General features: G+C 68.6%; 6 protein-coding genes. 4 read left to right on the top strand and 2 right to left on the bottom strand.

Annotated features, from left to right (window positions below):
• Positions 1–9: 9 nt before the first annotated feature.
• Complete coding sequence (locus tag AC559T_RS09010; protein WP_498868431.1) at positions 10–2,799, bottom strand: ATP-binding cassette domain-containing protein; 2,790 nt, start codon at positions 2,797–2,799, stop codon at positions 10–12.
• On the opposite strand from AC559T_RS09010, the gene AC559T_RS09005 reads away from it, so the two are divergent.
• From AC559T_RS09005 to AC559T_RS08995, 3 genes are all read left to right on the top strand, one after another.
• Positions 2,785–2,997 carry a hypothetical protein gene (locus AC559T_RS09005; protein ID WP_498868430.1) on the top strand — a complete coding sequence of 71 codons (213 nt, stop codon included), beginning with the start codon at positions 2,785–2,787 and terminating at the stop codon, positions 2,995–2,997. The genes AC559T_RS09010 and AC559T_RS09005 overlap by 15 nt on opposite strands.
• A gap of 1,032 nt (positions 2,998–4,029) precedes the next feature.
• Positions 4,030–8,940, top strand: a complete 4,911-nt coding sequence (locus AC559T_RS09000) for a diguanylate cyclase (protein ID WP_498868429.1) — start codon at positions 4,030–4,032, stop codon at positions 8,938–8,940.
• A gap of 826 nt (positions 8,941–9,766) precedes the next feature.
• Positions 9,767–10,504: a toll/interleukin-1 receptor domain-containing protein gene (locus AC559T_RS08995; protein ID WP_498868428.1), complete on the top strand. Its 738-nt coding sequence runs from the start codon at positions 9,767–9,769 to the stop codon at positions 10,502–10,504.
• Here AC559T_RS08995 and AC559T_RS08990 read toward each other — a convergent pair.
• Positions 10,501–11,403: a hypothetical protein gene (locus AC559T_RS08990; RefSeq protein ID WP_498868427.1), complete on the bottom strand. Its 903-nt coding sequence runs from the start codon at positions 11,401–11,403 to the stop codon at positions 10,501–10,503. The two genes, AC559T_RS08995 and AC559T_RS08990, sit on opposite strands and share 4 nt — an antisense overlap.
• A 303-nt stretch (positions 11,404–11,706) precedes the next feature.
• Between AC559T_RS08990 and AC559T_RS08985 the strand changes: the two genes are divergently transcribed.
• Entirely contained in the window at positions 11,707–12,384 is a 678-nt protein-coding gene (locus AC559T_RS08985; RefSeq protein ID WP_368957080.1) for a response regulator transcription factor, read from the top strand.
• Positions 12,385–12,482: the final 98 nt, after the last annotated feature.

The raw sequence follows: 12,482 nt of genomic DNA, 5'->3' as shown, positions 1-12,482 counted from the left end.
CGCCGCCAGCTACAGCCGGCTGCCCGGAGGGGGCGGCTGCGCTGAGGGTGCGGCCGGTCGGGTCGCCGTGAGGGGTTTGGTCGGCACGCCGGACCCGGGTTGCGGTCCCGGCGCGGGACGTGCACCCGGGTCCGGCGGCCGTTTCGAAACTGTGGACGCGGGAGCCGGCGGCGCGGGGAACTGTGGCGGTGCGGGCGATGGCGGTCCGGGTGGTGGCGGTCCGGGTGGTGGCGGCGTCACCGCGGCGCCGGCCATGCGACGGCCGATGTGGTCCCGCCGCAGCATCCTGGGGTCCATCCGGCGCAGGAGCAGGAACGTCAGAATGATCAGCAGAACGCCGACAGCGACCCCGACCCCGATGTTGGTGAGATACACCGACGACGCGTGCCGCCAGCGCGGGTCGGGCCCCTTCGCCGGATTCAGCACCGGGTCGCCGAGCTTCTGCACGACGTTCAGATCGGCGGTCGACGCGACCGCGGCGAAGCACCATCGGGTCGGGAAGAGGTAGCTGAACTGGTTGAGCCCCGTCTTGCCGGCCAGCGGGAAGAACCCGCCGCAGAACACCAGCTGCGTCACGGTGGAGAGCACCAGCAGCGGCATCACCTTGTCAGTGCTGTCCACCAGCGATGACATCAGCAGGCCGAACATCGAGGAAGCCCAGGTGAGGACGGTGACGGCGATCAGCACCTCGAGCTTCGGCGAGCCGAGCGCGGCCGCGTGCGGCGGGGTGCGTTGGGATGTCGCGATGAGGGTGAAGACGATGCTCTGTAGAACCGTCATGAGGGTCATGACGCCGACCTTCGAGCCCAGGTAGGCCACCCGAGACAGGCCGATCGACCGTTCCCGGCGATAGATCGCCCGTTCCTTCACCACTTCGCTGATCGCGTTCGCCAGGCCCATGAAGGACGCCGCCAGCACGATGATCAGCAGAACCTGACCGGCCTCGACGTTCGGTAAGCGCACGACGTTGAACTTGTTTCTCGCCGGCACGACCTGGGTGATCAGCCCGAGCAGGAAGGGCAGGACGACGATGAGCCGGAGGTAGACCTTGTCGGCGGCGACTACCCGCAGGTACCGGCGGCTCAGCGTCACCGCCTGCGACAGCACCCCTTGCTGCCGGACGCCCGGCAGGTCCGCGGGGTTCGGTCGGGCCGTGGGCGCGATCACCGACGCGGGGACGAAGTAGTTCGACGTCCGGAAGCGCTCGACCGATCTCTTCGATCCGCCGATTGTCTTGAGCATCCGGAAGACATCCGCCCAGTCACCTTCGCCGAAGAACCTCAGAGCGTTCTGGGGTGCGCCGAAGTAGGCCATGTGGCCGCCGTGGGCAAGGGCCAGGACGTAGTCGCACAGGTCGAGCTGGGCGACGCTGTGGGTGACGACGATGACGGTCCGCCCGCCGTCGGCGAGGCGCCGCAGCGCCTCCATGACCTCCTTGTCCAGCCCCGGATCCAGGCCGGAGGTCGGCTCGTCGAGGTAGAGCAGGGTCGGCTGGGTCAGCAGCTCCAGCGCCACGCTCGTCCGCTTACGCTGACCGCCGGAAAGGTTCTGCACCCTCCGGTCCGCCAGGTCCCCGGCAGTCCCGGCGGGCGTGTCGGGGCTGTTTCCGCCGCCCGCGCTGGCCGAGTCGCCCGCGCCGGACACTCCTGCGGGGTTCGCCTGCCCGCTGCCGTAGAGGCTCTCCTCGTACTGCTCCGCGGCCGTGGTCAGACCCAGCTCCTCCAGGACCTCGTCGATCCGGGCGCGCCGCTCCGCGGCGGTGGTGTCGGCGGGGAAACGCAGCCGTGCCCCGTACTCCAGGGCCTCCCGGACGGTCAGCAGAGTGTGCAGGATGTCCTCCTGCGGGACGTACCCGATGCGCCGGCGCAGTTCGTCGTAGTGGGCGTACATGTCCCGGCTGGCGTAGCGGACGGTGCCGGTGTCCGCGGGCCGGAACCCGGTGAGCGCGTTGAGGAGCGTCGACTTGCCCGAACCGCTCGGGCCGATGACCGCCAGCAGGGCTCCGGCCGGCAGCCGGAACGAGATGTCGTGCAGCAGCTGCACCTTGCCGTCGACGAAGACGTTCAGGCCGTCCGCTTCGAATGTGACGTCGCCGGAGTCGATGAACTCCAGCAGCTCGTCGCCGACCAGCTGGAACAGATGGTGACCTATCGCGATTACGTCCCGCTGGTGAAGCACCGCGCGGGTGATCCGGTTGCCGTTGACGAAGGTCCCGTTGACCGAGTTCAGGTCGACGACCTCCGCTCCGCCGCGGCCGACCAGGATCTCGGCATGCACGCGGGAGGCGAGCAGGTCACCGACGACGATGTCGTTGTCCTTCGCCCGTCCGATCGAAGTTCGGCCCAGCCTCAGCAAGTAGCTGGCTCGGTGTTGCTGGCTGGCGTCGTCGGCCTGATCGGTGGTCGGGGGCGGCGTCGACAAGCCGGTGCCTGGCGGTGTCAGGCCGCTCCTGATCAGCAGGCTGTCCCGGGCCACGGTCATGGGCTCGTGCTGCAACGGCAACGGCAACGGCGGGTCAGGCAGGTCAGGCAGGTCAGGCAGGTCGGGCAGGTCGGGCAGGTCGGGCGCCGGCGGCGGTGTGACGGGCAGCGGCTGCGGCGTGACCGGCATCGGCTGCTGGGCAACCGGAACGAGCGTGACCGCCGGGCCCGTGACGGCCCCGAGGTTGAGCTTCACCTCGTCGGTCAGGATGTCTATCCGCCGGACCCGCTGACCCAGTTGCCAGGTGCCGTTGGAGCTGATGTCCCGGACGGTCCAGCCACCGGTGGTGGCCTCGATCATCAGGTGGCGCCGGGACACCGATGGATCTTTCAGAACCAGGTCCGACGTACGTCCTCGACCTACGACGAAGGGCCGGTCGAGGGGCGCAGCCATCCTCTGATCGCCGGCGACGATGTGAAGGGTGGCTGGCATCAGATCCTCTGGCTGCGGCCGTTGCTGCGTCATGTCACCTTCTCCACCGGTATCTGCATCTACAGCGCCAGAGGGGACCCCTGATGAGACCAGGGACGGGCCCGAACCGGACGAGCCGGTCGGACCCGTACAGCAACCCCACCCAGGCCGGACCGATCAGCCATCCGAGCGAGGACTTCCGAGTGGTTGTCGCGGACAGACATCGTCGTCATCGCTGTCTGCAGCGATCATAGTCCTAACAGTCCTGGAAATCGTGTGCCAACGGGACGCCGACGGGACCGTCGCATCGACGGTTGGCGAGCCGCCGGGCCCGCATGCGAGCATGATCGATAGATGCCTCGACGTCTCGTCCGTCCGCCGGTTCCGGTCTCGACCTGACGGCCGTCGGCATGATCCTGATGCTCGTGTGTGCGGTGGGCCTCGGCGTCACCCTGTACCGCGACCAGTGGCGCAGGAAGATCGTCGAGGAGTCGATCGAGCAGGGCATCACGCCCCCGGCTTCCGCCCCGGCCGCTGCCGAGGCGCCGCGCCCGTCGGCTTTCGCGCGGAACGTGGGAAGTCGGGGTGGATGCGAAGGGGCCGGCTCATCGATTGGCTTGTTTCGCATGAGTAACCGGGACTGTCCCGGGAGGAGACGTGTGAGCAGGTCAGGTCCGGAAAGCAAGCCGTTTCAGATACCAAAGCAGCTGGCGTGGGAGGCGTACAGGCGCGCGAAAGCCCACAAGGGTGTGGTCGGACTGGCGTCGCGGCCATCAGGCACGCGCCCGCTATTACCACTTCCAGACCCGGATCCGAGCCGCCCAAGTAACCGTCAGACCGGCAGCAGCCACACAAAGATCACTGTCACTGTAGTAGTAGAGCAGCGACCACACCATGCCCATCCAGCCTGCCCGACGTGGACCCTGCGCGGCTGGCAAACGCGCATGTCAACGCGCGGATCGGGTTCTGGAGCCCCACAACCCAGGTCTATCCGCCGACCTATCCGACATGCCGCGGTTTACCAGTCTTTGTGAAACGAGTTGTAAAGCCCGACTTTCGGCACTCCGCCTGTTGCCGTCATCGCGATCTGGGCAGGCTGGGAGTGAGCTGCGCGTTGCTCGGTGTGGGGGTTGGCGGATGAGATCTCAGCGAACGCCACCGAGCCGGGATCCGCCGGCGGTGGTGCGGACGGAGCTGTTGCATGAGACGGAGCAGACCCGGGTGACTCGGCTGGTGTTCCCTGCTGGGAGTGTGATCCGGAAGGAGCCGCTGGGACCTGGCTCGCGGCGGCGGTTGCGTCATGAGGTTGAGATCCTCGAGCGTCTGGTCGGGGTCGAGGGGGTCGTGCAACTGGCGGACGGTGCGCCGCCGTGCCCGGGGTCGGTCCTGCTGGCCGACGTCGGCGGTGCGGTGCTGTCCGGGCGGACCATGCCACTGGATCCGGCCGAGCTGGTCGATCTGGCCGGATCGCTCGCGCGCGCGGTGGCGGGGATGCACCGGCGGGGTGTGGTGCATCGGGACATCAGCCCGGCGAACATCGTATTGGGTGGGGACCGGGGCAGGCCGTTCCTGGTCGACTTCGCGTTGGCTACGAACTGCGCGGAGGTCGAGCCAGGGTTCCTCCACCACAACGAGATCGTCGGGACGGTGCCGTACCTGGCGCCGGAGCAGACCGGCAGGACGGGCAGCCCCGTCGACCAGCGGGCGGACCTGTACGCGCTCGGGGCCACCCTCTACGAGTTGGCGACCGGCACACCACCGTTCGGCGCGGGCGACCCCCTGCGGACCATTCACGATCATCTCACGCGAGTGCCGGCACCGCCATTGGCGGTGAACCCGTCGCTGCCGGTCGACGTGTCGCGGATCATCCTGCACCTGCTGGAGAAGGAGCCGGACGACCGCTACCAGAGCGCGGACGGGCTGGCGCACGATCTCGCGCTGGTCCACCGCGGCGCCGCGGTGGTGCGTCCCGGCGAGCACGATCTTCCTGCGCGGCCGCTGACGCCGTCCCGGCTGGCCGGCCGCGACGAGGGGATCGCCGAGCTGGGTGCGGCGTTCGCCGACGCGCTGGCGGGCCGCTGCCATGGGGTCCTCGTCAGCGGCCCGCCGGGGGTGGGCAAGACGTCCCTGGTCAACGCGCTGCGGCCGATCGTGGCCGGAGGCGACGGCTGGTTCGTGGCGGGCAAGTTCGACCAGTACCGCCGGGACCAGGAGTACGACGCGGTCCGTCAGGCGCTGCGGGCGCTGGGCCGGCTGCTGCTGGCCGAACCGGAGGCCTGTCTGGTCGAGGTGCGGGAGCGGCTCCTGCGGGCGTTGGGACCCAACGCCGGCCTGGCCACCGCCGTCGTGCCGGAGCTGGCGGCGCTGCTGAGGGTCCCCCCGGCGCTGGGGGACCCGATGACCGCACAGGTGCGAGCACAGCGCGTCGCAGTTGAGACGCTGCGCGCCGTTGCCTCCCGGAAACGTACGGTGGTGTTCTTCATCGACGACCTGCAGTGGGCCGGGCGGACGCCGCTGGGCTTCCTCGACCTGGTTCTCGGCGGCGAGGAACAGATCGAGGGACTGCTGCTGGTCGGCGCGTACCGGGAGAGGGAGGTGGACGCCACCCACCCGCTGGCGCCGATGCTTGCCCGCTGGCGCCGCCAACCGGTAGGGCCGCGGCACCTGCGGTTGGGCAATCTGCCGCCAGCAGACCAGACGGCCATGGTGACCGACCTGCTGCGCCTGTCCCCGGAGCGCGGCGCGGAGCTCGCGCGGCTGATCGCGCCGTCCACCGCGGGCAATCCGTACGACACGGTGGAGCTGCTCAACTCGCTGCGCCATGACGGCGTACTGGCCCTCGGAGACGACGGTTGGCGATGGGAGCAGGCCGCGCTGCGCCGCCGACTGGACTGCGTGGACGTGACCGGGCTGCTGCGTGCCCGCATGGCCGTGCTGCCGGCGGCCGCCCGGGAGACACTCGCGGCGATGGCGTGCCTGGCCGGCCGGGTGGAACTCGACCTCCTGGAAGCCGCCACCGGGCTTGCGGCGGACGAGATCGAGCGGCGGCTCGCCCCCGCGTTCGCCGACGGGCTTCTCGTGCTGGAATCCGACGGCCGGCAGAGCGTGCGCTTTCGTCACGACAAGGCCCAGGAGTCCGTCCTGAGCGGCCTCACCCCGCAGGCCGAACACGCCATGCGACTGTGCCTGGCCCGGACTCTGGCCGACCGACCTGAGCTGTTCGCCGTGGCGGCGGCGCAGTACCTGCTCGTGGTCGACGCCGTGCACGACCCCGAGGAACGGCGACTGATGGCCGGTCTCTTCCGTCGCTCCGCCGACGAGGCGAAGCTGCTGAGCAACCACCCCTTGGTGGAGAGGTTCCTGACCGCGGCGTTGAGGCTCGTCGACCCGGCGGACACCGAACAGTTGATCGACGTCCACACCGGCCGGCACGCGGCTCTGTACATGCTCGGGCGGCTTGAGGAGACCGACGAGGAGTACCAGGCCATCGGCCGGCTGTGCACCGATCCGGCCCAGCGCACGGCGGCGACCCTGGTGCAGGTCAGCAGCCTCACCAACCAGGGCCGCGCCGGCGAGGCGATGCGGCTCGGCCTCGACCAGCTGCGACAGCTCGGCCTCGCCGTCCCGGACCGGGACCAACTCGACGCGGAGATCGACCGCAGACTCGACGCGCTCTACCAGTGGATCGACCAGACCAGCGAATCCGACGATCTACGACGACCGCGAATCACCGACCGTTCGCAACTCGACACCGCCAGGATCATCAACCGGCTCATGCCCCCGGCGTACTTCTCCGACCAGAAGATGCTGGCCTGGCTGACCGTGACGACGCTGGAGATATGGGCACGGCACGGCCCGGATCCCACCTTGCTCGGCCCAGCCAGCCACATCACCATTGTGACCGTCGTCCGCAGACAGGACTACCGCACCGGGTGGCGCGTGATGCGTCGGATCCTCGCGGTCTGTCAGGCGCGCGGCTATGAGCCTGACGTGTGGCAGGCGCGGTTTCTGTATGCGGCCGTTACCGGCCCCTGGTTCGACCCGCTCGAGGACAACCTGTCCGCGGCACGCCGCGCATTGGAAGGTTTGATCCAGAATGGTGACCTGATGAATGCGTGCTGGGCCCGCTACGTGCTGATGTCCACCATCCTGGACCGTGCACCCCTGCTTGATGCATTCGTTGCTGAGATCGACGAGGCGCTGGCGTTCACCAGACGCACCAGCAACGGCAACGCCGAGGAGACGTTCCGGGCCTACGGCCAGCTGGCGAGAGTGCTGCGAGGCGAGGTCGTCACCTCGGCGGCCGGCGAGGCGGCCCAGCTCGGCAGGCTGGCCGCCAACCCGTTCGCCGCCGCTCACCTGCACATTACCCGGGCGCTCGCTGCAGCCATCCTCGATCAGCCGGCCGAGCTGGTCCGACACACGGCGGCCGCGATGCCGTTGCTGCCGTCCATCCAGGCGCTCTATCCGATGGCGGTGGCTCACCTGCTGCGAGCCATGGCGTTGGCGGGCCAAGCCCGCACGGCGGCAGCGGACCAGCGCGGCGCGGTGCTGGCCAAGCTGGACGAGGCGATCGAATGGCTGAGCGCGCGCGCAGCCGACGCGCCGGTCAACTTCCTGCACCTGCTGCGCCTGGCGGAGGCTGAGCGGGCCTGGACCACCGGCGACTTCCGCAAGGCGGCGTACACGTTTGATGTGGCACAGCGAGAGGCCTCCGTACGGGCGCGGCCGTGGCACCGGGCGCTGATCCTGGAACGCGCCGCACGGTTCTACCTGGCCCACGGCATGGAGGAAGTTGGCCATGTGCTGCTGACCGCGGCCCGCCGCCAGTACCTGGCCTGGGGCGCGACGGCGAAGGTCAGCCAGCTCGACTGGGCCCACTCGACACTACGAGTTGAGCCCACGGCTGCGGAGCCGGCCGCCCAGCCATCAGTAGAGCCTTCTGCCCGCCGCTCCACCGTCACGACCGGCACCATCGACCTGCTCGGCATCGTCGCGGCCTCCCAGACGCTCAGCTCCGAGACCACCATCGACGGCCTCCGGGCCAGGGTCGCGGGAATCCTGTCAGCCATGACCGGCGCCACGGGCGTTCACTTCCTGCTACGTGACCAGCAGGACCGCGGCTGGCTGGTGTCTGTCGGCGGCGGCACGGTCTCGCTGCCGGAGGCCGGCCGGCGGCGGATGCTGCCGTCCTCGGTCGTCCGGTACGCCGAACGCACCCGGGAGCCGGTCGTCGTCGCCGATTCCACCCGCGAGGACCGGTTCTGCCACGACCCGTACTTCACCGACCTGGGCCGCTGCTCGCTGCTGGCCGTCCCCATCATGATCCGGGGCAGGCTGCGGGCGATGCTGCTGCTGGAGAACCGGATGATCCGCGGCGCGTTCTCCGCCGAACGCCTCGAAGGGATCATGCTCATCGCCGGGCAGCTGGCGGTCTCGCTCGACAACGCCCAGGTGTACGCGTCGCTGGAACGCAAGGTCGCCGAGCGGACCCAGCAACTCGCCGCCGCCAACCGGCGGCTGGAGCAGCTCTCGCGCACCGATTCGCTCACCGGACTACCCAACCGGCGACGCTTCGAGGAGGTCCTCGACGCCGAATGGCACCGGGCCCGACACCAGGCGGCACCCATCGCGCTGGCGATGGTCGACATCGACCACTTCAAGCTCTACAACGACCACTTCGGACACGCCGCTGGCGACCGGTGCCTCCAGCGGGTCGCCGCCTGCCTGGCCGAGAACGTCCGCAGCACCGACCTGGCGGCCCGCTACGGGGGCGAGGAGTTCGCCGTGGTCATGCCGGACACCAACTCCGACACCGCCGTCCAGCTGGCCCGACGTCTCTGCTCCACTGTCGCGGAACTGGCCGAACCACATCCGCTGGTCATCGACTGCATCGTCACCGTGAGCATCGGGGTCGCGGCGATCATTCCCGCTCCCGGTGACACCATGGCGGTGTTTGTCGAGCTCGCCGACGTCGAGTTGTACCAGGCCAAACGCTGCGGACGCAACCGGGTAGAAGTTGCATTTCCACGCCCCGCATCGCGATAAAGAGGGTGTAGTCCTGGTAGCGAAAAGTTCCCTTGGGGAGCGCAGATTCCGGGGTTTTTTGCACTGTAGAGGCATGTCCCCATGCTCTGGGGCGGCGATCGGAGCGCCTGTTCGGTTCGTATATGCAACTCCAATTCCGTGGCGATGAGGTGGAAACTCCAGACTGGCCGGAGGGGTAGCGTTCACGCAGATCATGTAACGCTCGCGTCTGCGGGCGGGGCACGACCGATGTGTCGACGGCTGGGCGGCCCAGGCGGCCTGCTCGTCGGCACATCTCTTCCCGATGACACCGCCCGCGGCGACGTACTCGTGCGGTGCCGATCTTATTTCGGCGGGATATGGGCGCATTGTGTGCGCGAATGTTCCGGCACGGCGCGATATTCGCCGGCAGAACCCGACACCAAAAATGCCCTGACCTCGGATTATGCGGCACTGCGCGTCATTCTCCTACACGTTCCATCACGCGACATTCCATCTTCTAATCGGGCGGGAAGGGTCAGCGGTCTCCTCGCCTGCCCTGGGGGACGGCCCGTCGGCACACCCCTAACCGGCCGCACCAGCCCGGTGAACGCCCTGACCGCCGTCGCGCCCCCCGACAGGCGCACCCTCCACGCCACCGCCACCGCCAGCGACGACCAGGCGATCATCCTGTGGAGGACCGGCATGACCGCCCGGCAGCGAAATCGACCCTGCCGTTGCAAACGTGAACTCACGCGCCTCGTCGAGTAAACGAAAGTACACCGTGCCCCACGTCACAAGCCGGGAGCCTGGCGCACGCCGTAGCAGGACGATCTGATGCGGTGCGTGCCGGTGACACACTGGCCGGGTGACAGGCAGGGACGACGCGGACGACACGGCCAGTAGCGACCCGAGCTGGGACTTCTTCGTCTCCTACACGGCGGCTGATCGCCCATGGGCGGAGTGGATCTCCTGGCAGCTCGAAGAAGCCGGCTACCGCGTGCTCGTCCAAGCATGGGACTTCGTCGCCGGAACGAACTGGCAGATCCGCATGCAACAAGGCGTGCAACGCGCTCAACGCACGGTCGCGGTGCTCTCCGACGCCTACCTGACCTCGGTCTACGGCCAGACGGAGTGGCAAGCCGCCCACGCCGCCGACCCCCACGGCTTCGGCCGCAAACTCCTACCTGTACGGGTCGAAGACTGCCTACGGCCGGGGCTACTCGGCGCCGTCGTCTCCATCGACCTGTTCAACCACGACGCCCACCAGGCCGGCCGGCACCTCCTCGACCACGTCCGCCACGCACTCGCCGGACGCGCCAAACCCACCAGCCCACCCGGCTTCCCCGTACACCGGCCGAACGCACCGACCCGCGAACCGGCCTTCCCCACCACCGACCCTGAACCCGCTGACACCACCCTCGCCCCGGATGATCGACAGAGCCTTGAGGATCTACTCGCTCAACAACGCCGCACCCTCGGCCACGACCACCCCAGCACCCTTGCGACCGCCAAACTGCTCGAATGGACGCTGGACAAACGCGGCAAGAGGCACTCCCGACGGCAGCGATCAACCACATGGCAAAGAGCGCCAGACGCCGGCTAGACCTGGACGGGTGTTGTTCCACTCTCACCGTGGACGGTGTCGACCATGTCCACGTAGATGTCCATCGTCGTCGGTCCAGGTCGGTCGTTCCGGCCTTGATGCCGGCGGCGGTTGCGGCCGCCCCGTCTTTGACCTTGCCGGAAAGCAGGACGAAGCCGGCCTTGACTGGGCCGCCGGTGTGGCGAACGTGATGGCAACCGGTCCGGCGGGGACCAACAGCCCCCGCTCGGGCATGTTCCGTGGTGTGCCTGCCCGGCCCGAGCCGGCTGCCTGGGCATGCCTACCAGGTTCGATGGTTGCGGTTCGAGCGGGCCGGGCGCCGGGCGGCGTAGCTGCACCGAGCGTGTCACGATCAGGCCGAAGATGCTCAGATTGATGAGCAGCATGTAGAGCGGGAAAGCGTAGTCAAAGTATTCCCAGCCATCGAGCGTCAGTAGTGTAACCACCATGCCCAGCAGGCTCATCAGGTAGGGTGATGCTTTTTCTGAGTGGGGCTCGTAATACACTTTCGCAAGCGTCGGGATGCTGCCGAGAATATCGGCCAGGATGCTCAGGGTGAGCGCCGGGCCGGGGTTGTCGGCGACCTGCCAGAGAACAATTCCCAACGCCGCGCATCCACCGCACATCATATCGGTCCGACCTGCCCGCCAGGCGGTGTTTCTCCCGACCGAGACCGCGAAGACCAGCAGCGGGCCGACGCCGAGTGACAGCGTCACCCAGGACGCCGAGGTCACCCCGTCCTGAATTTGCGCAGCAAACGCGACGAGCGGCGTCGCGCCCCAGCACAGCCAGCTGACCGGATTCGGCCGGGCCGTTCCCCGCCAGGTCATCGCCAGATAACTCACACCCGCCGCAAGCCGCAGGACGACCGCTACCACAATGTACTCGGTACCCAGCATCGGGCTTCCCCGCTCATTCCCTGACTGCACATCGGCGACTGCTGGAGCAGCGAGTGACGTTACGGAACACGACAGGCACCGCCCAGGGGTGCCTGTCGGTCAAACGGTCCGGGTGCTACCACCCGGATTTCTGGCTTCCACCACCTCGCCGGGGATGGCGCATAAGCGCGGTTGCGTGGAGGACCGCCGACGCGGTGGCGGCTCGTCGCGGCGGCGGCGCATGGCACGCAGACGTTCCCAACCGCTGAGGGTGGGTGGCCGGATGACCAGGCATCGGGGGGGTCGCATCACTAAGCTGGTGGGGTGGCGTTACGTGTTGTCCTGGCCGACGACTCCCTGCTGATGCGTGAGGGTGTGCGCCGACTTCTGGATCTTCAGGCCGACATTACCGTCGTCGGGTCCTGTGGCGATCTGGAGGGGCTTCTCGCCACGGTGGAGGCTGAGCGGCCGGACGCCGTGGTGACAGATGTGCGAATGCCACCGACCGGCACGGACGAAGGCATCCGTGCGGCTTCCCTCCTGAGATCCAGCCACCCCCGGGTCGGGGTGGTGGTGCTCTCCCAGTACACGAGCCCGGAGTATGCGTTGAGCCTGTTCGAACGGGGCAGCGCGGGCCGGGCGTACCTGCTGAAGGACAGGGTCGGCGAGCCGCAGCACCTGGCCGATGCGGTGCGCGCGGTCGCCGCCGGTCGCTCGGTGGTGGACCCGGTGGTGGTGGAGGCGCTGGTCACGGCCCGGACGTCCACCCGCGCATCGGTGCTGGCCTCGCTCAGCCCGCGGGAACGGGAGGTCCTGTCCCAGATCGCGCAGGGAAAGAACAACGCCGCGGTCGGCGCCGCGATCTTTCTTAGTGAAAGGGCTGTGGAGAAACACATCAACGCCCTCTTCGCGAAGCTCGGGCTGACCACCGAGCCGGATATCAACCGGCGGGTCAAGGCTGTCCTCATCTACCTTGCGGAGCAGCAGGACGCCGGGCCCTGAAACGGCGTCCTGAATCGGTACCTGAGCTATGGCTCTGTCCTGGCCCTCCGCCGGAGTCGTGCCAGCACCCTTGTTCCGGGGCGGACCCGACCGGCACC

The sequence above is a fragment of the Frankia sp. Hr75.2 genome (genome assembly GCF_949319125.1).
Taxonomy (GTDB): domain Bacteria; phylum Actinomycetota; class Actinomycetes; order Frankiales; family Frankiaceae; genus Parafrankia; species Parafrankia soli.
The sequence above is the reverse complement of the archived record's forward strand: the minus strand, read 5'-3'. Positions and strand labels throughout refer to the sequence as shown.